This is a genomic window from Streptomyces niger (assembly GCF_000718305.1).
Taxonomy (GTDB): Bacteria; Actinomycetota; Actinomycetes; order Streptomycetales; family Streptomycetaceae; genus Streptomyces; species Streptomyces niger.
In genome coordinates, this window is sequence record NZ_JOFQ01000010.1 from 1 (window position 1) to 21,755 (window position 21,755).

Annotated in this window: 19 protein-coding genes; 11 read left to right on the plus strand and 8 right to left on the minus strand. The window is 71.4% G+C overall.

Translation table 11 applies throughout. The features are described from left to right. Positions 1-95: 95 nt before the first annotated feature. Positions 96-887, minus strand: coding sequence for a metal-dependent hydrolase (locus IF20_RS20225; RefSeq protein WP_052866669.1), 792 nt, complete (start codon positions 885-887; stop codon positions 96-98). Between the two features lie 190 nt (positions 888-1,077). Between IF20_RS20225 and IF20_RS20230 the strand changes: the two genes are divergently transcribed. Then, positions 1,078-3,591: a DEAD/DEAH box helicase gene (locus IF20_RS20230; RefSeq protein WP_052866670.1), complete on the plus strand. Its 2,514-nt coding sequence runs from the start codon at positions 1,078-1,080 to the stop codon at positions 3,589-3,591. 124 nt (positions 3,592-3,715) lie between these two features. After that, complete coding sequence (locus tag IF20_RS20235; protein WP_052866671.1) at positions 3,716-4,585, plus strand: acyl-CoA thioesterase; 870 nt, start codon at positions 3,716-3,718, stop codon at positions 4,583-4,585. On the opposite strand, the gene IF20_RS20240 is transcribed toward IF20_RS20235, so the two are convergent. Next, on the minus strand, positions 4,516-5,892 hold the full coding sequence (locus IF20_RS20240; RefSeq protein WP_110944367.1) for a DUF6397 family protein: 1,377 nt from the start codon (positions 5,890-5,892) through the stop codon (positions 4,516-4,518). The two genes, IF20_RS20235 and IF20_RS20240, sit on opposite strands and share 70 nt — an antisense overlap. Before the next feature lie 80 nt (positions 5,893-5,972). After that, positions 5,973-6,380 carry a roadblock/LC7 domain-containing protein gene (locus IF20_RS20245; protein WP_052866672.1) on the minus strand — a complete coding sequence of 136 codons (408 nt, stop codon included), beginning with the start codon at positions 6,378-6,380 and terminating at the stop codon, positions 5,973-5,975. 164 nt (positions 6,381-6,544) lie between these two features. On the opposite strand from IF20_RS20245, the gene IF20_RS20250 reads away from it, so the two are divergent. After that, positions 6,545-6,973, plus strand: a complete 429-nt coding sequence (locus IF20_RS20250; RefSeq protein ID WP_052866673.1) for a PPOX class F420-dependent oxidoreductase — start codon at positions 6,545-6,547, stop codon at positions 6,971-6,973. Between the two features lie 19 nt (positions 6,974-6,992). Here IF20_RS20250 and IF20_RS20255 read toward each other — a convergent pair whose 3' ends face one another. The 3 genes from IF20_RS20255 to IF20_RS20265 form a co-directional block, all read right to left on the minus strand. Beyond that, positions 6,993-7,601 carry a GTP-binding protein gene (locus IF20_RS20255; protein WP_052866808.1) on the minus strand — a complete coding sequence of 203 codons (609 nt, stop codon included), beginning with the start codon at positions 7,599-7,601 and terminating at the stop codon, positions 6,993-6,995. Between the two features lie 247 nt (positions 7,602-7,848). Then, the gene (locus IF20_RS20260; protein WP_052866674.1) at positions 7,849-8,271 is read right to left on the minus strand and encodes a roadblock/LC7 domain-containing protein; all 423 of its coding nucleotides are present in this window, start codon (positions 8,269-8,271) and stop codon (positions 7,849-7,851) included. Next, positions 8,271-10,553 (minus strand): sensor histidine kinase, encoded by a 2,283-nt coding sequence (locus IF20_RS20265; RefSeq protein WP_052866675.1) that lies wholly within the window; start codon positions 10,551-10,553, stop codon positions 8,271-8,273. Before IF20_RS20265 ends, IF20_RS20260 begins: the two co-directional genes overlap by 1 nt. Positions 10,554-10,735: 182 nt before the next feature. Between IF20_RS20265 and IF20_RS20270 the strand changes: the two genes are divergently transcribed. After that, entirely contained in the window at positions 10,736-11,389 is a 654-nt protein-coding gene (locus IF20_RS20270) for a class I SAM-dependent methyltransferase (RefSeq protein ID WP_110944392.1), read from the plus strand. Between the two features lie 33 nt (positions 11,390-11,422). Here IF20_RS20270 and IF20_RS20275 read toward each other — a convergent pair whose 3' ends face one another. Then, positions 11,423-12,322, minus strand: coding sequence for an oxygenase MpaB family protein (locus IF20_RS20275; RefSeq protein WP_052866677.1), 900 nt, complete (start codon positions 12,320-12,322; stop codon positions 11,423-11,425). Positions 12,323-12,416: 94 nt separating this feature from the next. Here IF20_RS20275 and IF20_RS20280 point away from each other — a divergent pair, with 94 nt between their 5' ends. Beyond that, positions 12,417-12,728, plus strand: coding sequence for a hypothetical protein (locus IF20_RS20280; protein WP_052866678.1), 312 nt, complete (start codon positions 12,417-12,419; stop codon positions 12,726-12,728). Positions 12,729-12,858: 130 nt separating this feature from the next. After that, complete coding sequence (locus IF20_RS20285; RefSeq protein WP_052866679.1) at positions 12,859-13,671, plus strand: hypothetical protein; 813 nt, start codon at positions 12,859-12,861, stop codon at positions 13,669-13,671. A gap of 192 nt (positions 13,672-13,863) precedes the next feature. Here IF20_RS20285 and IF20_RS20290 read toward each other — a convergent pair whose 3' ends face one another. Further along, positions 13,864-14,046 carry a hypothetical protein gene (locus IF20_RS20290; protein ID WP_030612121.1) on the minus strand — a complete coding sequence of 61 codons (183 nt, stop codon included), beginning with the start codon at positions 14,044-14,046 and terminating at the stop codon, positions 13,864-13,866. Positions 14,047-14,193: 147 nt separating this feature from the next. Between IF20_RS20290 and IF20_RS20295 the strand changes: the two genes are divergently transcribed. From IF20_RS20295 to IF20_RS40725, 5 genes are all read left to right on the plus strand, one after another. Continuing rightward, positions 14,194-17,205 (plus strand): DEAD/DEAH box helicase, encoded by a 3,012-nt coding sequence (locus tag IF20_RS20295; protein WP_052866680.1) that lies wholly within the window; start codon positions 14,194-14,196, stop codon positions 17,203-17,205. Beyond that, positions 17,202-18,542 (plus strand): SWIM zinc finger family protein, encoded by a 1,341-nt coding sequence (locus tag IF20_RS20300; RefSeq protein WP_052866681.1) that lies wholly within the window; start codon positions 17,202-17,204, stop codon positions 18,540-18,542. The genes IF20_RS20295 and IF20_RS20300 overlap by 4 nt, the downstream gene beginning before the upstream one ends. A gap of 273 nt (positions 18,543-18,815) precedes the next feature. Beyond that, on the plus strand, positions 18,816-19,667 hold the full coding sequence (locus IF20_RS20305; protein WP_234426747.1) for an aminoglycoside phosphotransferase family protein: 852 nt from the start codon (positions 18,816-18,818) through the stop codon (positions 19,665-19,667). A 233-nt stretch (positions 19,668-19,900) separates the two neighbouring features. Continuing rightward, positions 19,901-21,262, plus strand: a complete 1,362-nt coding sequence (locus IF20_RS20310; RefSeq protein ID WP_110944369.1) for a cytochrome P450 — start codon at positions 19,901-19,903, stop codon at positions 21,260-21,262. 307 nt (positions 21,263-21,569) lie between these two features. Beyond that, complete coding sequence (locus IF20_RS40725) at positions 21,570-21,677, plus strand: putative leader peptide (RefSeq protein ID WP_324605585.1); 108 nt, start codon at positions 21,570-21,572, stop codon at positions 21,675-21,677. Positions 21,678-21,755: the final 78 nt, after the last annotated feature.

The window sequence follows — 21,755 nt, forward strand, 5'->3', positions numbered from 1 at the left end:
CTGCGCGTCGCTCAGTTCATGTCGTCGCACCATGCCGGACGCATGCCCTCACCACGGCCTGGTCCACCCTGCTGACAAGAGCCATCAGAAACGACCTAGAGGAACCCGAGGGCCGTCAGGCCGCCTATGCCGCCGAGAAGGGTGAAGATCGGCATCAGAACCTTCAGCTCCACCCAGCTGCCCGCACGGAAGCGCATGCCCTTGGGCGGGCCGACCGGGTACCAGCGCTTGCGGCCGATCGGGATGGGCCACATGATCGGGCAGCCCGAGACGGTCAGCGCGTCGCCGATGTCGTGCACCAGCGCACCCAGGACGATCGGCAGGCCCAACCACAGGTACGCCTGGCCCGGCTCGGTGAACAGCCAGTGCGAGCCGTTCCCCGGCTGGTCCAGGACGCCGGCGAGGATCCATGCCGAGGCTGCGCCCAGCAGCCACACCAGCACGTCGCTGGAGACTCGCGCCGCCCGCCACAGCAGCCCCTCGATGGCGAGCACCATGTGCACGAAGAGGATGCCGAGCACCGCCCAGCGGCCGCCCTGTACCGCCAGCACCGACATGCCGGCCCCGACGAGGACCGCCCACAGCCAGGTGTGGGTCAAGGTGCGGTGACCACCGGACCGGCGTGCGTCCCCCTTCATCCGAGTGGCCTTGTAGACGGCGTGCGAGATGTTGTCGACGACCTCGCAGAGCCCCCGCGACAGCGGACCGAAGGCACGGGAGATCGTGGCCGCCTTGTGGTCCAGATCGGGGGCGAGGGCCGCACCGGCACAGATCAGCGCGCCGACGACGACCACCGGCCAGGGCATCGGGTGCCCCAGGGCACCGGCCGCCGCGCCCACCCCCAGCCAGGCCGCGGCCCCGGACAGCGAGTGCGCCGGTCCCATCATGGTTGTTCCCCACCCCTTGTCGTTTCTGTTCTCGCGCCGATGCTCCCCGGCCTCGTGCCGCCGGCACTGGGCATCGCGGCACCGGGCGTCGCGGAGCTGACGCGTGGTCGGCGACACAGCGTAGCGTCAGATGATCACTGTAGGACCCGCCGGTTCCCGCTTCCGGGGTCGGGGAAGGCAGTATGGGGGCGTGACCCTCATCGATCATCTCCCGAACGACGCCGACCCCGATGCCCTCTTCGAAGCCTTTTCGACCTGGGCCGAGGAGCAGGGCATCTCGCTCTACCCTGCCCAGGAGGAGGCACTGATCGAGGTGGTCTCGGGGGCGAACGTCATCCTGTCCACCCCCACCGGCTCCGGCAAGAGCCTGGTCGCGGCGGGCGCGCACTTCACCGCCCTGGCCAACGACCAGGTCACCTTCTACACCGCCCCCATCAAGGCACTGGTCTCGGAGAAGTTCTTCGACCTGTGCAAGCTGTTCGGCACCGAGAACGTCGGCATGCTCACCGGCGACGCCTCCGTGAACGCCGATGCCCCCGTCATCTGCTGCACCGCCGAGGTACTCGCCTCGATCGCGCTGCGGGACGGCAAGGACGCCGACATCGGCCAGGTCGTCATGGACGAGTTCCACTTCTACGCCGAGCCCGACCGCGGCTGGGCCTGGCAGATTCCGCTGCTGGAACTGCCGCAGGCGCAGTTCATCCTGATGTCGGCGACGCTCGGAGACGTCGCGATGTTCGAGAAGGACCTGACGCGGCGCACCGGCAAGCCGACCTCGGTCGTACGCTCCGCGACGCGGCCCGTACCGCTGTCGTACGAGTACCGCACGACGCCGATGACGGAGACGCTGACCGAGCTTCTCGAAACACATCAGGCGCCGGTCTACATCGTGCACTTCACGCAGGCCGCGGCCGTGGAACGGGCGCAGGCCCTGATGAGCATCAACATGTGCACGCGGGCCGAGAAGGACGAGATCGCCAAGCTGATCGGTAATTTCCGGTTCACCACCAAGTTCGGACAGAACCTCTCGCGCTACGTGCGCCACGGAATCGGCGTGCACCACGCTGGCATGCTGCCGAAGTACCGACGGCTGGTGGAGAAGCTGGCCCAGGCCGGCCTGCTCAAGGTGATCTGCGGCACGGACACCCTCGGCGTGGGGGTCAATGTACCGATTCGTACCGTGCTGTTCACCGCGCTCACGAAGTACGACGGAAACCGGGTGCGCACCCTGCGGGCCCGGGAGTTCCACCAGATCGCCGGCCGAGCCGGACGGGCCGGCTTCGACACCGCCGGCTTCGTCGTCGCCCAGGCGCCCGAGCACGTCATCGAGAACGAGAAGGCACTCGCCAAGGCCGGCGACGACCCCAAGAAGCGCCGCAAGGTCGTCCGCAAGAAGGCGCCCGAGGGCTTCGTCAACTGGGGACAGAACACCTTCGAGAAGCTCATCGCCTCCGAGCCGGAGCCGCTGACCTCCCGCTTCCGCGTCACCCACGCGATGCTGCTCTCCGTGATCGCCCGGCCCGGCAACGCCTTCGAGGCCATGCGCCGGCTGCTGGAGGACAACCACGAGTCGCGCAAGAACCAGCTGCGGCACATCCGGCGGGCCATCGCGATCTACCGCTCCCTGCTGGACGGCGGGATCGTGGAGCGCCTGGACGAGCCGGACGCCGAGGGCCGGATCGTCCGCCTCACCGTCGACCTCCAGCAGGACTTCGCGCTCAACCAGCCGCTGTCCACCTTCGCGCTCGCCGCCTTCGACCTGCTCGACCCCGAGTCGCCCTCCTACGCGCTGGACATGGTCTCCGTCGTGGAGTCCACCCTGGACGACCCTCGGCAGATCCTGGCCGCCCAGCAGAACAAGGCCAAGGGCGAAGCGGTCGCCCAGATGAAGGCCGACGGCGTCGAGTACGAGGACCGCATGGAGCGGCTCATGGACGTCGAGTACCCGAAGCCGTTGGAGGAGCTGCTCTCCCACGCCTACGGTCTCTACCGCCACAGTCACCCCTGGGTCGGCGACCACCCGCTGTCGCCCAAGTCGGTCATCCGCGACATGTACGAGCGGGCCATGACGTTCACGGAGTTCGTCTCCTTCTACGAGCTCGCCCGCACCGAGGGCATCGTGCTGCGCTACCTCGCGAGCGCGTACAAGGCCCTGGATCACACCGTGCCCGACGACCTGAAGTCCGAGGACTTCGAGGACATCATCGCCTGGCTCGGCGAGATGGTCCGCCAGGTCGACTCCAGCCTCCTGGACGAGTGGGAACAGCTCGCCAACCCCGAGGAGGAGACGGCCGAAGAGGCCATGGAGCACGCGGACGAGGTCAAGCCGGTCACCAAGAACGTCCGGGCCTTCCGGGTGCTCGTCCGCAACGCGATGTTCCGGCGGGTGGAGCTCGCAGCGCTGGACAAGGTGGAGGAGCTCGGCGAGATGGACGCCGACTCCGGGTGGGACGAGGACGCCTGGGCGGACGCGATGGACGCCTACTGGGACGAGTACGACGACCTGGGCACCGGCCCGGACGCCCGCGGACCCAAGCTCCTGCAGATCGAGGAGGACGCGGAGCACGGCCTGTGGCGCGTGCGCCAGACCTTCGCCGACCCGAACAGCGACCACGACTGGGGCATCTCCGCCGAGGTGGACCTCGCCGCCTCCGACGAAGAGGGCCGCGCGGTCGTGCGAGTCACCTCCGTGGGCCAACTCTGACCATGACGACCTGCCCGGCCCCGGTCGTGGGCGCTCGCTCACGACCGGCCGCCGGAGCCCGCACGGTCCCGACCGAAGGCCTCCGTTCCGACCGCTCCCCGACACCGACGAAGGGCACCCGTAGATGACCAGTCCGGCGGAAAAGCTGGTGGACCTGCTCGATCTGGAACAGATCGAGGTGAACATCTTCCGCGGCCGCAGCCCCGAGGAATCCCTGCAGCGTGTCTTCGGCGGCCAGGTCGCCGGGCAAGCGCTGGTGGCCGCCGGGCGGACCACGGAGGGCGACCGCCCGGTGCACTCGCTGCACGCGTACTTCCTTCGGCCGGGCCGGCCGGGGGTGCCCATCGTGTACCAGGTGGAGCGGGTGCGGGACGGGCGTTCCTTCACCACGCGCCGGGTCGTGGCCGTCCAGCAGGGGCGCACGATCTTCAATCTGACCGCCTCCTTTCACAAGCCCGAACCGGGGTTCGAGCATCAGCTTCCGATCGGCCGGGCGGTGCCGGCCCCCGAGGAACTGCCGACGGTCTCCGAAGAGGTCCGCGAGCACCTGGGCGGGCTGCCCGAGGCGCTGGAACGCATGGCCCGTCGCCAGCCCTTCGACATTCGCTACGTCGACCGGCTGCGGTGGCGGCCGGAGGAGATCGAGGGAGCAGAGCCGCGCAGTGCCGTGTGGATGCGGGCGGTCGGGCCGCTGGGTGACGACCCGCTCGTCCACACCTGCGCGCTGACCTACGCCAGTGACATGACGCTGCTGGATGCGGTGCGGATTCCCATCGAGCCGCTGTGGGGTCCGCGCGGCTTCGACATGGCGTCCCTCGACCATGCGATGTGGTTCCACCGGCCGTTCCGTGCCGATGAGTGGTTCCTCTACGACCAGGAGTCCCCCATCGCGACGGGCGCCCGGGGCCTGGCCCGCGGCCGGATCTACGACCGTGAGGGCAAGCTGCTCGTATCGGTGGTCCAGGAAGGGCTCTTCCGGAAGCTGGGCGACTGAGGCCGGGCCCGACCGGCGGAAGCTCGGGCCCGGCGGGTCAGGAACGCGCCGGGCCGCGCGGTACCGCCGCCGGTGGCTGTCGCCCTGGGAAGGGCGCGGGATGCGGTGGCGGCGCCGGGTCCCGTGCGGGCCCGGATGAGACGAGCCCGGGGTGAAGGAACGGCGGCGGGAGCCGGGAGGCCTCGGGTATCGCCGCTGACTGCGGGCGCCTGGGCCCTGGCCTCTGCCTCTGCCTCTGCCTCTGCCTCTGCCTCTGCCTCTGCCTCTGCCTCTGCCTCTGCCTCTGCGGAATCGTCGGTCCCGGCGGGAGCCTTGACCTTGGTGGGGGCCTTGGCGTTGGCGGGAGCCTTGGCCGCTGCGAAGGCCTTCGTCTTTACGGGGCTTCCGGTATCAGCGGACTCTTTGCCTTCGGCGAAATTCGCTCCGGTCTGCGCGAGCTCGCCGAAATCCACGCCTCCCGAGCCGTCCGCAGAGTCGGTGGCGTCCGCGGGAGCCGCCGTCCCCTCCGCTCCGGCCCTCGCGCCGGATAGGCGCATGGCCGGGGCCGGGTGTTCCAGGCGGGCGGCGTCGAGTTGCCGGGAGAGGCTGATGCGATACCACATCACCTCGTCGAAGTCCTCCGCCGTCTCGACCCGTTCCACGGCCTCGCGGGTGCGGGTCGTGTTCGCTCCGGCCGAGGAGAGGCAGGGCCTGAGCTTGCGCAGCCAGACCCGCTCGGCCGGGTCGCGCACCAGCGAGGCCAGCTCCTCCGGCGGAAGCACGGCGGCGATCGCAGCCGACACCGCCCAGGCGCCGTCCGCGTCCGTGACGAGTTGCGCCACTCGCCGGCTCCGCCACAGCCTGCCCCGCCAGTCCTGGCCGGACGAGAGCATCGCCCGCATGGGCGGCGGCGTGGGGCCGTGGATGAGGCCGCACTCCTTGCCGGCGAACGCCGACAGCTCGGCCGCCAGGTACTGCCAGACGATCGCGCCGTAGCGATTCACATAAAAGCGGACAGGGCCGAAGCAACCTGCCCGGGCAAGCCGCAGGAACCGACCGGGCGCGATGCCCATCAGCTCGGCGCCCTCCGTCGCGCCGACGACCCGGATCCGCTCACGCAGCGCATCCGGGTATCCCCTCTCTCCCTGCAGCCGCGCGACCTCAGACGCCGGCACCCGCCGCCGGCCGGGCGCGGCGCCCGGCCCGGGCGGCACCGTACTCACCTCGTCGAGCTGCACGGCGAGCTCGAACTCGCCTGTTTTCAGCTCCAACTCCCGGGCCGCCCGCCCCATCGCGAGCGTTTCCGAGCACTCATACCTCGCGGTCATGTCTTTTCTCCCCCGCTACAGTCCAATTACTGACAGTCACGACTGTAGCCGCGGAGTGCGACAGCGGGTCAACCCCCGCCTCAGACCTGTGGATAACTTTCCGGCTGCCGCGCCGCCACGGCGAGGTGCTCACCGACCCGGTTGACCAACAGCGTCATTTCGTACGCGATCTGTCCCAGGTCGGAATCGGCTTCGGCCAGCACGCACAGGCAACTGCCGTCGCCCGCCGCCGTCACGAACAGCACACCGTCGTCGAATTCGACCATGGTCTGCCGCACCCGGCCCGCCCGGAACTGCTGCCCGGAACCCTTGGCCAGGCTGTGCAACCCGGAGGCGACCGCGGCCAGATGCTCGGCGTCCTCCCGCACCAGCCCCTCGCTCGCCCCCGTGACCAAGCCGTCGTTGGAGAGCACGAGAGCGTGCCGTACCTGTTCGACGCGTCGTGTCAGGTCGTCCAACAGCCAGTCCAGTCCGCTGCTCAGTGCCATGCCCGCTTCCTCCCCGTAACACCGTGCCATCCACTGGCATGCGGCATCATCTGTCGCGTACCGCTGTGCCAGCCTCGCTCACCTCTGCCGTCTCGGCAAGCGGCCCACACAGGTCGGCCCGTGTCCTCCTGCCGCTCGGCGGCCGGATATCGCAGGATGGCCCCATGGCGCGAAAGATGACCAAGGACGAGTGGCAGGCGTTCGTCTCCGCCGGCACCCGCACGGGCAAGCTGGCGACCGTACGGGCTGACGGCAGGCCGCACCTCGCTCCTGTGTGGTTCCTGCTGGACGGCGACGACGTGGTGTTCAACACCGGAGCAGAGACGGTGAAGGGGAGGAATCTGATGCGGGACGGCCGCGTGGCGCTGTGCGTGGACGACGACCGGCCGCCGTTCGACTTCGTCGTGATCGAGGGGCGGGCGCAGGTGAGCGAGGAGCTGCCGGACGTGCGCGCCTGGGCGACACGAATCGCCGCGCGTTACATGGGCGAGGACCGCGCCGAGCAGTACGGGGCACGCAACGGCGTGCCCGGGGAACTGCTGGTGCGGGTCCATGTCGACAAGGCGGTGGCGCTGGCGGAGATCGCAGACTGAACCCGAGAGGGCACGAGGTCTAGGGTCGACTCACCGTGTCGAGCATGCGGGCCGTGTGCATCCGGCCCGCATGCTCGACCAGCCGGATGAGGACTTCCTTGCCGGAGTCGCGGTCCCGGGCGTCGCAGAGCACCACGGGCGTGCCGCTGTCCAGGTCCAGCGCTCGTGACACGTCCTCCGCGCCGTAATCGCGGGCGCCGGGGAAGCAGTTGACGGCCACGAGGAACGGCACTCGGCGGTTCTCGAAATAGTCCACGGCCGGGAAGCAGTCCGCCAGTCTTCGGGTGTCGGCGAGGACGACGGCGCCCAGCGCGCCTGAGGAGAGGTCGTCCCACAGGAACCAGAAGCGGTCCTGTCCCGGTGTCCCGAAGAGGTACAGCGACAGGCCCTGTCTGATGGTGATCCGGCCGAAGTCCATCGCCACCGTGGTGGTGGCCTTGCAATCGACACCACGGGTGTCGTCGACCGCCTCCCCCACTTCGCTGAGGTACTCCTCCGTCCGCAGGGGACGGATTTCGCTGACCGATCCGACCAGGGTCGTCTTCCCGACTCCGAAGCCGCCCGCTATCAGGATCTTCAAGGCCATGTCGGCCTCGTCCCGCACCGTTTCGGAGTGCGCGGAGCCCACGGAACTCATCGGTACTGTCCTCCAGGAAGCGATGCGCGTCAGGAGAGCGCGCAGGTGAGGGTGGACGCGTTCAGGGGTGCCGGGGTTCGGCGTGCGCCGGGACCGGCCGGCTGCGGTGGAGCGGCCGGTGGGCCGTCGCAACGTCCCCCGGAGTCACGGCAGGACCGTAACCCCTCTCGTGTCACGGTGCGGCGTGATTCGGTGAAATGGATCACAGTCGCCGCACCCGTGGCGGCTGTCGCTCGTCTCATGTGGTGATGTGCGACGCGGTGTACAGGTGTTCCGCCACGCAGCGGACAAGGGACGCCGTCTCGTAGGCGACCAGCCCGATGTCGGCGGCCGGTGAACTGAGCACCGCCAGGCATGCGCCGTCCCCGACCGCGGCGACGAACAGGAAGCCGCCTTCCATCTCCACCATCGTCTGGCGCAGCTCTCCGGAGGAGAAGTGCCGACCCGTACCCCTGGCGAGGCTGTGGAACCCGGAGGCCACGGCCGCCAGGTGGTCGGCGTCCTCGCGTAGCAGCGAGCTGGAGGCCCCGGCGACCAGGCCGTCATCGTTGAGCACCACGGCGTGCCGGATCTCCGGCGCCCGGGCCGTCAGGTCGTCCAGCAACCGGCCGAGACAGCCCCTCGGGGTCGTTGGCCTGCGACTCGTTCGTTCCTCGTCCATCAGGGTTCTCCCTTCCTGGAGCCGCGTGCCCAGCCCTCGCGATAGGCGGTCATCCGGCTACGCGCCTGCTCCGGGGAGACGGCTGGGCTCTCCTCGGGCAGCGTGTCGCGCTCCGCAGGAGGCGGCTCACGCAGTCGCGCGGCCAGGCTGTGCTGTCGTATGCGGCGCGGAAGGCCGTCCGGACCGGCGGGCGGGGAGGCAGCAGCCTCGTTCGGCGGTGGCTCCAGTGCGCGGTCGGCCCGGCGTCCGACATGCGCCCGTACGCGCTCCAGTGGCACGTCGAGGGCCGGCCCGGGGTCGAAGGTGGTGCGTGCCGGGGGCCGGGCCTCGCGCACGAGGGCGTCCGGCAGCAGAACCACCGCCGTAGTGCCGCCGTACACCGAAGGGCGCAGCACGACGCGTACGTCGTACCGGGAGGCCAGCCGGCTCACCACGAAGAGCCCCAGCCGTTCGCCGTCGGGAGGGGCGGTCGCTTCGGTCTGCGCAATACGCTGATTGGCCTCGGCCAGCTCTTCTTCGGCCATGCCGAGTCCGCGGTCCTCGATCTCCAGTACGTGGCCGGTGCCGACCTGTTCGCCGTGCACCCGCACCTTGGTGTGCGGGGGTGAGAACTGCGCGGCGTTCTCGATGAGCTCGGCCAGTAAGTGGGTGAGATCGGCGACCACGTTGCCCGGTACCGCTCCGGTGGGGAGGCGCCGCACTTCGATGCGCGCGTAGTCCTCGATCTCCGACACCGCGGCCCGCACGACATCAGTGAGCGGTACCGGCGACCGCCAAGCCCGTCCCGGGGCGGCACCGGACAGGATGATCAGGCTCTCCGCGTGTCGTCGCATACGGGTGGTGAGATGGTCGAGCCGGAAGAGGTCGCCGAGTTCGGCCGGCTCCTGCGAACGGCGCTCCATGCTGTCCAGAAGGGCGAGCTGGCGGTGGAGGAGTACCTGGTTGCGGCGGGCGAGGTTCACGAAGACGCCGTTGACGCCGTCGGCCAGTCCGGCGCGCTCCACGGCTGCGTCCCGCACTGCCCGGCGCACGCTCTCCAGCGCCGCCCGGACCTGGGTGATCTCGTCGGCGGCGGGCGCCTCCCGGGAGTCGTCGTCGGCCTCTTCGGGAGCGTCGTCCTGCCGTCCCGGGTGGGGTTCTCTCAGCGTCTCGGGAAGTTCACGCCGGGCCATGTCGAGTGCCTCGTCGCGCAGCGTGGTGAGCTCCCCGGTCAGGCCGCGGGCAATCCGTACGAAGACGATCGAGGAGAGCACCAGCGCCACGAAGCCGAGCCCGAGGGCCGCTCCCGTGAAGGCCGGCACTCCGTACACGTAGGGGCCGTGGTGACGTGCGGCTCCCGGGGCCACGTCACGCTCGAAGTCGCTCAGGCCGCGCCGTAGAGCCTCGTAAGAGGGCCGCCAGCGGCCATTCGGGGCGGCACGTGCCGCGTCGCGGCCCGAGGTGGCGGCACTCACCGCGTTCTCCATGGCGCCCACATCGGTGTACGCCCTCCCCCTGGCGATCGTGCGCCAGGCCGCGGCCGCGTCGTGGGACAGGCCCTCCGTGGCGAGGCGCGCCATGAGGCGCCGTGCCGCCACCGTGCCCGTGAACGACCGTTGCTCTTCTCTGCCGAGCGTTCCCGTGAGGTCGGCGGCGGTCAGGACGGCGTCTTCCTGGGCGAGCAGTTCGCGGGCCCGGTCCAGTGGCGACGGCGGAAGCGTGCCCGAGGCGCCGCTCAGCGTTGCGTCGAGGGTGAGAGCCGACGCGACTGCCGAGGTGTATCGCCTGTGGACCTGCTGCCAGGTGAGGGAGCGTTCCGTGGTCTGCCTGCGATCCTGAGACAGCGCGTTCAGCTCGGTGGCGAGGGCCGTCAGACGGTCCGCCGCGCGGCCCGGAAGTTCGGCGCTCTCCGCGGCCCTGTGTCGATCGTCGCCTCGCAGCCATGCGGCGGCCCGCGCCGTCTCTCCGGCGCGCCTCGCGAAGACGTCCTCACGGGCCCGAGTGGGGGCTGCCAGGTAGGCGACGGCGGCCCGGCGTTCCTCCTGGAGGGCGCGCACCACGTGGTGCAGAGGTGTGCGGATCTCGTCATCGATGTGCTGCGCCTGCTGTGCGGCTGACGCGTTCCGTAGGGCGCCGGCCGTCACGGCGCCCAGGGAGGCGACGAGGGCCACGAGCGGGACCATGAGCAGGCAGACGAGGCGGGCGTGGACCGTACGGGGGCGGAGGGCGCGGCCGCCCCGTTCCGCAAGTGCGCCGCGCCCGTGCGGGAGCCGGCCGAGGGCGGCGTCGTCCAGGTGTCCCATGGCTCCGGGACGCTAGACCCGTCGGGGCGACACACCGGGCGCGCAGTCCGGAAGTGCCGCCATTTGGTGGGGCCGTGGCAGCCCCCGATCGCCCCTTGCTCGGTCGTGCGCACCGCACGGATGCTCCGGTCACGGCTCCGGAACGCCATGCGGCCCGGTCGATGGGGGATCATGTCGTCACCATGAGCGAATTCAGTGACAGTGCCCGGGCCGAGAGCGGCGGTGCCCCTGCCCGCTCCGGCCACGGGTCACACGATGTGCGGGAGTTCTTCGGGCAGCGGGCGCGGTGCTGGGACGACCGCTTCCCCGACGACGGGCCGGCGTACGCCGCAGGCGTCGCGGAGCTGGGCCTTCGGGCGGGCGACCGCGTGTTGGACGCCGGCTGCGGTACGGGGCGGGCGCTTCCCGCGCTGCGTACGGCCGTAGGAGCGTCCGGCGTGGTGTTCGGGGCGGATCTCACGCCGGAGATGCTGGAAGCGGCTGTACGGGCCGGACGGGACGCCGCGGCGGCCCTGCTGCACGCGGACGTCTCGGCGCTGCCGTTCCGCGACGCCGCGCTGGATGCCATCTTCGCGGCCGGGTTGATCTCGCACCTGGCGGACCCGGAACGCGACCTCGCCGAACTGGCCAGGGTGGTCCGGCCGGGAGGACGGCTGGCGCTCTTCCACCCGGTCGGCCGGGCCGCCCTCGCCGCCCGTAAGGGACGCCCGCTCACCCCGGACGACCTGCGTGCGGAACCCAATCTGCGGCCGTTGCTGGCAGGCAGCGGCTGGGACCTCATCCGGTACGTGGACGAGGACGCGCGCTACCTGGCGCTGGCCGTACGGCAGGGCTGAGCGTGCGCCGGTCCGCCCCATGGTGCACTTCGGTCAGGGCGTCGCCGCGCCGCCGGTGTGCGGTACCGGGCATTCTCCGCCGGTGCGCCGCCCCTTGGGGAAGGTGCCGAGCTCAGCGATGCGGTAGCCGTTCGGGTACCCCTTGATCTCCGGGTTCTGCCGGGCGTAATGCGGTGCGCGGCGCGGCGGCATGAGTCGGACTGCTTTGGCCCGCAGCCGCAGCGCGCCCCGTACGGCTCCCCGGACCACGGGGTGCGGCCGCTCGTAACGGAAGGCCTCCAGCAGGGCGTCGTCCAACAGTGCCGTGCTGGCGGCGCGCACCACGGGGGCGAGTGGGCCGTACCAGCCCGCCATCAGGTCGAGCGAGGCGTCCGAGACACGCCTGCCGCCCTCGTCCCACCCGAAGTGCTCGTGTTCGTAGTCGTCCAGACAGCGCTCGAACTCCTGGAAGGTGCGGGGCAGCTCGCGGATCCCCATGTGCTCGCCGAACCTCCGGTAGTACGCCGCCATCGCGCGCTTCTCGTGCTCGCACAGCCGCCGCCAGCCGTACTGGTCGATCCAGCGCTTCGGTACGACCACGAACGTGCACAACACATATCGCATGTCGTCATTGCTGATGTCGTAGCTGCGATGCATCTGATTGATGCGCCGGATGGCCGTGCGGCCGTCCTCGCTCTCGAAGCCGTACTCGAGCACGGAGTCCAGTAGAAGCGCGGTGTCGTCGTAGCGTTTCTGCGTACGCTCGGTCAGCTCGGCGGTCTCGTCGAGCAGACGGCCGATGCTGGGCACGGCGTACGTACGGTAGAGGGCGAGTTCAAGCGCTCTGGTGACGTCCCATGGGAACTCGCGCGTCACAGTGGTGCGGAAGATCCGCAGGTAGTCCTTCTCGGGGTCCAGCCGCTGAATCTCCTTGAGCAGGTCGTAACGCCCCACGGGAGTACCGTCCCTTTCATCGAGGAAGGTCCAACAGTACGACGACAGGGGAGACTTGAAAGGCATCTCATGCTCTCCACCGGATGGGGGAACGATGACCGACCTCCTGCGCAGACTCCGGTCCCGTCTCACCGGGAACGCGTCCGGGCCCAGAGAGCCGCGTCCGGGGCGGGAACCGGGCAGGAAGGGCCCGCACAACCTCTTCGAGGCGGCGGCCACGCACGTGGCGGCGTGCGCCGAAGGTGACGAGGACCGCGGCGCAGAGGCCGCGGACTGGGTGTCACCCGAAGCGCTCGCCTTCGGGATCAACGAGCTGGCCTGCCGTGCATTGATCGCACTCGCACGGGAGCGCCGCCAGTCACCGCACGAAGTGGCCAGGGACCTGCTCAGCCTGCCGGCCGCCTGAGCCGCACCGGCTCCCACCGGTAGCGGGCACCGGGACCGTGACAACCGACTGCCCGGCCAATTAAGGTGCGCCGACAACGTGATCTGTGTGGTCGGCAGCTTTTCCGGCCGCGAGCGAGTGGGAGGCCCGAGTGTCCGCGACGGAGGGCGCCGTCGGCGACGGAAGCGACGCCGGCGAGGCCGATGACGACCAGTTGTTCGTACTGACGGCTGTGCTGCTGACGCCCGGGCAGTTCCCGAGTGTGCTCGGCGACGACTACCCCGAGGTGTGCGCCAAGCTGCGCCTGGAGCCGTACCAGGAGGGCTACGGGCTGGTGCTCGGGCAGGACGGCCGAGGTGCACGCTGGACCGTCGCGACGGAGGACGTCACCCTGGTCGCCTGCGCGATAGCCGCCTGGGACTGCGGTATGGAGTACGACCTCTCCCCCGACGAGAACAGCATCGTCGCCGCCCTGCCGGGCTGGCCGCTCGCGCTGGCGGTGGCGGCGCCCGGGGTGCCGGCGCCGCACGACCCGGCGCCGGAGGAGGGCGATCCGGAGCCCCTGACGCCGCCGGACGCGCTGGAGTGGGGGCCGGCCCAACGACGCCTCGGCGCGGACGAGATCGCCCTGCAGTGGGCGGCGTGGCGCGAGCAGGTCGACGGCGAGGTCACCTTCGTCGCGCCCGGTATGAAGCCGCACCCGGGAGTGCGCCGGGTGCTGGACGAGGCACGGGCGTACGTGGAGCAGCCTCCGCCGCCGGGGCGGGTGCGCTCGTCGTTCGCCGCCGGTGAGGCCCGCACGCTGCGGGTGGACGGGCCGGGCTGGAGCATGGTCGCGCGAACCGACGACATCGCCTTCGTGCTGCTGGACGACGAACCGGGCGAGGTCCTGCCGGTGGGCCGCGGGCCGGAGCTCCCGACGCTGCTGCAGTCGCTGGAGGCGATGGCGGCGCGGCCGGCTTGAGCGCGGCTCTGCGCACTGCATCGGCTCATCCTTCGACGGGCCACGGGCCGCGCCCCGGCCTCGCGGTCCGCACGCGCTGCCGTGGCCGGCCGGCGATGGCGCCTGTCATCGCCGGGCACCGGGCCACGGACGGTCAGGCCGCCCGAGCTCGGCACCCGGGCGCCCGGCCTGCCACCACGGCGCCCGCGGCGTTCAGCGGCCCAGCTCCTTGCGGGTGACGCGGCGCAGCCGCCGCCGCTGCGAGGGATCCAGCGTCAGATAGGCGATCGCCGGCACCCCGATCATGACCAGCAACGCCGCCCAGAACGGCAGCAGCCACAGCAGGATCACGCCTGCCGCCACACCACCGACGGCGACCTTCGCACGAGTGGACATCCTTCACGACCTTTCCGCGGCGGATGCCGCGTCCGTTGTCTTCCATTGAACGCCGGATCGGCGCCGGGGGTTCCACGCAAGCACGGATGGTGCTGTACCCTCGGCCGCTCCGAAGGCAGGTAGTCAAACTTGAGGAGTCGACGGCCCGTGCCAGTTCTTCCCGCGATCGGCCCCGACCGGATCGCCGGCCTCGCCCGGTGCGCCGCCGTGTACGTGCCAGGTGATCCGCCGCGTACGGGGCGGATCGCCTTCTGGCGGCCGGACGGCGAACCGCTGTCCGACGACTTCGCGCCGGCCACCGCGACCGTCGAGGAACTGACCGTCGCCCTCCCGATCGAAGACGGCCAGGTCGTCCCCCGTGAGGTGCCCGCCGTGCTGCTGACCGTCGACGCCGCGCTCCCCGTACTCACCCGGGCCCGCGCCTCCCGTACTGCGCACCCGGCCGCGGCCTTCTGGGGCGCCGCCTCCCTGATCGCGTTGCACCTGGTGGCACGCGGCAAGCTGCTTCCGGGGCTGAGCCGGAGCGACCGCGACGCCTGGCGGTGCGGCCCCCTCGAGCCGTCCGACCTGGCCCGCATACGGGAACTGGCGGCCGTGATGCCCCCGTACGCGCATGCCACGCCGCTCCCCGGGAGCGATCCGGTGCGGCTGCCCGGCCCGGAGCGGCTGCTGCGCTCGTTCCTGGACGCCGTGGCCGATGGGCTGCCGCGCTCGCCCGCGGCCGAGATCGCCGCGGGCGGACCGGCCTACGCGGCGTTCCTTCCCCAGCACATCCCCGAGCAGCGGACCTGGGCGGCCGATGTGGCGGCGGGGCACGACACCGGGGTGCGCCTGTCCCTCCGGATCGAGGTCTGCGGACTGGGGGACCTTGCGGACGACAGTGGTGCGGCGGCGCCCGCCGAGGCCTGTGAGGGGCTCTCCGGCGACCACGCAGAGGGCTCGCCCGGCACCGCAGCGGGTTCTCCCGCCGGTTCTTCCGTCCACCCCCGCTTCACCGCCGTGCTCCAGCTGCACAGCCTGACCGACCCGACGCTGGTCGCCGAGGTCTCCGAGGTGTGGGCCGGTGACTCTCCGACGGGGCGCGCCTTCGGAGCACGCGCTCGTACGGACACACTGCTGACGCTGCGGCGCGCGGCCTCGGCATGGGCACCGCTGTCGCCGCTGCTGTCCGCCGCCGTACCGGATGCCTTGGAGCTCGCCGAGGAGGAGATCGGCGAGCTCCTCGGCCCCGGTGCGCGGGCGCTCGCCACTGCCGGGGTCCAGGTGCACTGGCCCAAGAAGCTCGCCCGAGGTCTCACCACACGTGCCGTCGTGGGTCCGCCGGACGATGCGGACTTCACAGGTTCAGCGCCGGACCGCACGGAGTCCGCGCTGCCGTCCCTGCTGTCGGCCGATGCACTGCTGTCGTTCAGCTGGCGGTTCGCCGTCGGGGAGCACGAGCTGAGCCGGGCCGAGATGGACCGGCTGGCGGAGGCCGGGCGCCCCCTCATACGGCTGCAGGACCAGTGGGTGCTCGTCGCCCCCGAAGCGCTGCGTGCCGCGCACGAGAGGAGGGACCGGAAGGTCACCCCCATGGATGCGCTGGGCGCGGCGCTCACGGGGACGGTCGACAGTGAGGAAGGCGAGCACCTGGAGGTGCAGGCGACCGGTGCGCTGCGGGAGTTGCGCGACCGGATCGCCGACGCGGAGGGCGTCGGGGACGGCATGCCCGCGCAGCCCGCCGCGTTGGCCGCGACACTGCGCGACTACCAGCTGCGCGGGCTGGGCTGGCTGCACCGAATGACATCGCTCGGTCTCGGGTGCTGCCTGGCCGACGACATGGGACTGGGCAAGACGATCACACTGATCGCGCTCCACCTGCACCGGCAAGCCGACGCGGCAGCCGCGGGCCCGACGCTGGTGGTGTGCCCGACCTCGCTGATGGGCAACTGGCAACGCGAAGTCGCGAAATTCGCCCCCGGGACACCCGTGCGCCGATTCCACGCAGGGCAGCGCGACCTTTCGGACCTGGCCGACGGCGAGTTCGTGCTCACCACGTACGGCACCATGCGGGTGGACGCCGGGAAGCTTGCCGGCGTGGACTGGGGCATGGTCGTGACCGACGAGGCCCAGCACGTGAAGAACCCGTTCTCCGCGACCGCGCGGCAGTTGCGGACGCTACCGGCCCGCGCCCGGGTCGCCCTGACCGGCACCCCGGTGGAGAACAACCTCTCCGAGCTGTGGGCGATCCTCGACTGGACCACGCCGGGCCTCCTCGGGCCCCTGAGCCGCTTCCGCACGCGATACGCCCTGGCCGTCGAGGGCGGGACCGATCCGGCGGCTGCCGAGCGGCTGGCCCGGCTCGTGCGGCCGTTCCTGCTGCGTCGCCGCAAGACCGACCCGGGCATCGCGCCCGAGCTGCCGCCCAAGACCGAGACCGACCGCGCGGTGGCGCTCACCGCGGAACAGGCCGGACTGTACGAAGCAGTGGTGCGCGAGGGACTGGCCGACATCGCCGGAACCGACGGGCTCGCCCGCCGCGGCCTGGTCGTCAAGCTGCTCACCTCGCTGAAGCAGATCTGCAACCATCCCGCGCAGTACCTCAAGGAGGACGACGCCGACGGGCAGCACACACGGCGGTTCGCCGAGCGCTCGGGCAAGGTCGAGCTGCTGGACGAACTTCTGGACACACTGCTCGCCGAAGGGGCGAGCGTGCTGGTCTTCACCCAGTACGTCCGCATGGCGCGCCTCCTGGAAGAGCACTTGGCGATGCGCGGTGTGGCCGCTCAGCTGCTGCACGGCGGCACTCCCGTCGCCCGGCGGGACGACATGGTGCGCCGCTTCCAGGACGGCGACGTCCCGGTCTTCCTGCTGTCCCTGAAGGCGGCGGGCACCGGGTTGAACCTCACCCGGGCCTCGCACGTCGTGCACTTCGACCGCTGGTGGAACCCCGCCGTGGAAGCGCAGGCCACCGACCGCGCCCATCGGATGGGGCAGACCCAGCCGGTGCAGGTGCACCGCATGATCACCGAGGGCACGGTGGAGGACCGGATCGCCGACATGCTCGCCCGTAAGCAGCGCCTCGCGGACGCGGTACTGGGGGCGGGTGAGGCCGCACTCACCGAACTGACCGACGCGGAACTGGCGGAGCTGGTGGAGCTCCGAGGGGGCGACCGATGAACGACTTCCACGACAGCGAGGACGACGCGTACACGTATCGCGATGCGCGGACCTTCGAGGCGCTGCCGCCCGCCCGTGGGCGCGGCTTCGCGGCCACATGGTGGGGACAGGCCTGGCTGAAGGCCCTGGAGGACACCGCACTGGACACGCAGCAACTGAAGCTGGGCCGCCGGCACGCTCGTGCGGGCGCCGTGGGTGCGGTGTCCGTACGGCCGGGCCGCATCACCGCCGTCGTACAGGACCGCGACCGCACCGCGCACCGTTCGGACGTGCTGGTCCAGGAGTTGGGCGCGGCGGACTGGGACCGCCTCCTGGACATGGTCGCCGACCGGGCGGGGCACATCGCGGCGCTGCTGGACCGCGACATGCCGCCCCAGCTCGTCGAGGACGCGGCGGCGGCCGGCGTCGAGCTGCTCCCCGGCATCGGGGACCTGGAGCCGTCCTGCGACTGCGAGGCCTGGGACCACTGCCCCCATACGGCGGCGCTCTGCTACCAGCTGGCGCGACTGCTGGACCAGGACCCGTTCGTGCTGCTCCTGTTGCGCGGGCGCGGCGAGGAGGAACTGCTGGGCGAGCTTGAGGAGCGGAGCGCGGCACGCGCGCAGGCTCACGTTGCGGATCCGGACGAGGCACCTGAAGGCAGCGACGCATCGCTTGCCGAGAACGGCGTGGTGGCGGTCGAGGCGTTCGCCGCTCAGGAGGGCCTGGCCCCGCTGCCGGCGCCACCGCCCAGGGTGGACGGGCCGTGCGCGGTGCCGGCACTGGGCGGCGGCGCCCCGCCCGCTCCCGGGATCGACGTACCGGCGCTGGAGTTCCTGATCGCGGACACCGCCGAGCGGGCCGGCAGGCAGCTCGCCGAGGCGCTCTCGGGCCGGCACGCGGACACCCCGCCGACGGCCGGTCCCACGGCCTCGGAGGACGCGGTGCGGCTCGCCGCGGCCGGACCGCCCACCGCGGTAGCCGCACGGCTGGCCACCGGCTCCGGACGGGACGCCAAGGGCCTGGCGGCGGCCGTACGGGCATGGCGGCAGGGCGGCCCTGCGGGTCTCGCGGTGCTGGAGGAGGAGTGGACGCCGGGCGCCGAGGAGCTGGCCCGTGCCACCACTCGGCTCGCCGCCGCCTGGCCCGATGCGGCGGACCGGCCCCGGACGCGGGTCACGCGCAACCGTTGGACGGTCGTGGGCACCGGTGCGCAGCTGCGTCTGGGCCGGGACGGACGCTGGTGGCCGTACTGCAAGGAGCAGGGCCAGTGGCTGCCTTCGGGGCCGGCGGACGAGGACCCGGCAACCGCACTGGCGTCCCTCTTGGGGGCGGTCGAGGGCGCTGACACGGAGTAGGCGGGAGCGGTCGAGGCCCGAGGGAGCTTCCGCTCGCTCACTCGGGCACGGCTCCCATGCCCCGTAGGCGCAGCCCAGCCGCTGTCCGACGGACGACGCTCCACCACCGCTCCGCCGATATTGCGTCGACACCGCTCTCGTCGACCGTCATGATCGGCCCATGACCCGTGACCAGTCCGACCCCGCCGGTATGCCTCGCAGCGAACGCGCCGAGCGAGCCGTGGACATCGCGGTCGGAGCCGGGAACCGGCTGGGCCTGCGGACGAGCCCCGAGTGCTGCACGACATGTTCAACGTCCTGGTGCACCTCGCGCCGCACCCGGTCGTGGTACGCGTACCGTCGCTCGCCCTGGTGCCGGCAGAGGAGCTGGCGGTCAAGCAACGCCGCGAACTGGACGTGGTGGGCTGGCTGGCCGACGCGGGCGCGCCGGTCGTCCGGCCCAGCCCCCTGGTGCCGCGGGAACCCGTCGAGTGCGACGGCAGGTCGCTCGTCTTCTGGGAGTACGTCGACGAGAAAGACCCGATGCGGGAGGCCGCAGCGGACGGCATGGAGGCCCTGGAGGACCGCTTCGTCGAACAGACGGGCTGGGCTGTGGAACTGCACACCCTCCTGGCCCACTATCCGGGCGAGCTGCCGGCGCTCTCCCCCTTGGTGCCCACGCTCGCGCCTCTTCTGGAAGCGCTGCGAAAGGACCCACAGGGGCTCACGCCGGCCGAACTGGGCCGCGCGGAGCAGGAGTACGCGGTCCTCGAAGCCTTCGTGGCCGACCTGCCCGGTCGCTGCCCCGCAACACGTATCCAAACGCTGCACGGGGACGGCCCGTCGTACAACCTCCTGCGAACCGCCGACGGGCACCTCTTCAGCGACTTCGAGGACGTCACACGTGGCCCCGTGGAGTGGGACCTGGCTCTGGTCGCGCCGCGCGCGGTCGCGGAGTACGAGCGAGTGAGCGGGCGCCCTGTGGACCGCTCCCTGCTGGGCTTCATGGAGGGGGCACGACTGCTGCAGATCGTGGGGGCGCTGGCGGTCGTGCCGTCGATGCCGGAACTCGGTCCGATGATGGCGCCGACGATCGATCTGTGGCGGCAGCGCGCACCGCTGACGGCGGACGTCCTCGGGCACTGAGGGAGGCACGCCCGGCCGCCGGCCACGGTGAAGGTGCCGCGGTGCCTTCCGGATCACCGCCGCCGTTCCCGCTCCATGGGACGTTACGCCGCACCGCCCCTGCATCGGTGCGCGTGGCACCGACGCGCCCTCGCGGGCTACTTCGCGCCGGGTTCCCGGCCGCGCGGGGAAGGAGGATATTCGGGGGCCACCAGAGCCCAGAGGCCTGGTCCTTTCCCCGGAGGTGCCTCGCTGTGACCACCACGTCCCCCCTTCCGCGTACGGGAGCCGCGCCCGGTGGCTTGCCGCTGCTCGGCCACGCCTGGCAGCTCCACTCCCGCCCGTTGGAGTTCCTGGCCTCGCTGCCGGCCCACGGAGACCTCGTGCGGATCGGCATGGGTCCCTACCCGGCCTACGTCGTCTGCGGCCCGGAGGCGGCCCACCGGATGCTCACCGACTCCCGTACCTTCGACAAGGGCGGGCCGTTCTTCGACAAGGCACGGGTGCTCTTCGGCAGCAGTCTGCCGATGGCCGGCTGGCGGGAGCACCGCTGGCAGCGCCGGCAAATGCAGCCCGCCTTCCAGCCCGAGCGGATCGACGCGTACGCCGCGGTCATGGCCGAGGAGATCGACCGGATGACCGCCGTCTGGCGCCCCGGCATGCGGTTCGACCTCACGGCCGCGCTGACCACCCTGACGCTGCGCATCGTCACTCGCAGCGTGCTCGCCGCCGAGGCCGAGGACGAGGCCGTGGCCGACGTGCAGCACAGCCTGCACACCGTCATCGACGGCATCTACCAGCGGGTGATGCTGCCCCTCGGCCCGCTCTACCGCCTGCCCACCCCCGGCAACCGGCGGTACCGCCGGGCCTGCACCCGATTGCACCGGGCCATCGACGGCATCATCGCGGAGCGACGCGCCGCGCCTGGCGGTGACGACCTGGTCGCCATGTTGCTGGAGGCGCGCGACGAGGACACCGGCGAGCCGCTGTCCGACAAGGACATCCGCGACCAGCTCGTGGTGATGAGCGGCGCCGGCTTCGAAACCACGGCCAATTCGCTGGCGTTCGCCTTCTGGCTGCTCAGCCAGCATCCGGAGGCGGAGAAGCGTGTGCACGACGAGGTCGACAAGACCCTGGCCGGGCGGACCGCCACCCCGGCCGACCTCGATGGGCTGGACTACACGCGACGCGTCGTCCACGAAGTGCTGCGGATGTATCCCCCCGGTTGGTTCTTCACCCGCGTCACCACGACGGAGACCACGCTCGCCGGACATCGGTTGCCCGCGGGCACGGCCCTCCTGTACAGCGCCTACCTCCTCCATCACCGGCCCGACCTGTTCCCCGACCCCGAGCGCTTCGATCCCGACCGCTGGCTCGACGGGAGCGGCGACTGCCTTCCCCGAGGGGCACACGTCCCGTTCGGCGGGGGCAACCGCAAGTGCATCGGCGACCAGTACGCGCTGGTCGAGATGACCATGGCGCTGGCGAGCGTCTGCGCCCGCTGGAGTGTGCACCCCGACCCCGGGGCGGCGCTGCGCGTCCAGGTCAGGGGCACACTCGGCCCGGGAAAGCTGTTCATGACCTGCCGCCCGCGCGGGGCGGCCGCCGACGGCTGAACGGGCGCGGGCGGCACCGTTCACGCGGACCGCAGCTTCTTTGCGCGGGCGGTGCCTTCCCTACGCCGGAGGGAGCATCCGAGCGCCGGGCCCGACTTCGTGAGCGACGGCGCAAGTGGGTCGGGCGATTTCTTTTCCCGGCTCACTTTTCCGCGCACGGCCCTACCCTCACTTTCTCGCCAGGGGGTATCGACCCTGCGCTGTTCCGAAGGTAAACTCCCCGGCAGTGCCGCCGGGTATTCCGTGCGCACACCTGAGCCTTTCACGGCTCGACCCGAACGAAATGTTGCTGGGAGGTGACGTGTTGATGAAGTCCCGACAGAAGCCGGCCCAGCGCCTGGCGGAGTGCCTGACGGAGCGGCGCCACGTCGACCTCGTCAGGGTCTCCAGCGCCCTGTGTCGCCGTTCGGCCTGAGCGCCTTCCCGCTCCGCGGACCTGCACCTGACCGGTGATTCCGCGCCTCCACGCGCCGCATCCGCGTGACGTCTCACG

Excerpts from the sequence above, each read along its gene's own strand:
- IF20_RS20225 (WP_052866669.1), bottom strand. The coding sequence starts at position 887 with ATGATGGGACCGGCGCACTCGCTGTCCGGGGCCGCGGCCTGGCTGGGG.
- IF20_RS20235 (WP_052866671.1), top strand. The coding sequence starts at position 3,716 with ATGACCAGTCCGGCGGAAAAGCTGGTGGACCTGCTCGATCTGGAACAG.
- IF20_RS20240 (WP_110944367.1), bottom strand. The coding sequence starts at position 5,892 with ATGACCGCGAGGTATGAGTGCTCGGAAACGCTCGCGATGGGGCGGGCG.
- IF20_RS20245 (WP_052866672.1), bottom strand. The coding sequence starts at position 6,380 with ATGGCACTGAGCAGCGGACTGGACTGGCTGTTGGACGACCTGACACGA.
- IF20_RS20250 (WP_052866673.1), top strand. The coding sequence starts at position 6,545 with ATGGCGCGAAAGATGACCAAGGACGAGTGGCAGGCGTTCGTCTCCGCC.
- IF20_RS20260 (WP_052866674.1), bottom strand. The coding sequence starts at position 8,271 with ATGGACGAGGAACGAACGAGTCGCAGGCCAACGACCCCGAGGGGCTGT.
- IF20_RS20265 (WP_052866675.1), bottom strand. The coding sequence starts at position 10,553 with ATGGGACACCTGGACGACGCCGCCCTCGGCCGGCTCCCGCACGGGCGC.
- IF20_RS20270 (WP_110944392.1), top strand. The coding sequence starts at position 10,736 with ATGAGCGAATTCAGTGACAGTGCCCGGGCCGAGAGCGGCGGTGCCCCT.
- IF20_RS20280 (WP_052866678.1), top strand. The coding sequence starts at position 12,417 with ATGACCGACCTCCTGCGCAGACTCCGGTCCCGTCTCACCGGGAACGCG.
- IF20_RS20290 (WP_030612121.1), bottom strand. The coding sequence starts at position 14,046 with ATGTCCACTCGTGCGAAGGTCGCCGTCGGTGGTGTGGCGGCAGGCGTG.
- IF20_RS20300 (WP_052866681.1), top strand. The coding sequence starts at position 17,202 with ATGAACGACTTCCACGACAGCGAGGACGACGCGTACACGTATCGCGAT.
- IF20_RS40725 (WP_324605585.1), top strand. The coding sequence starts at position 21,570 with ATGAAGTCCCGACAGAAGCCGGCCCAGCGCCTGGCGGAGTGCCTGACG.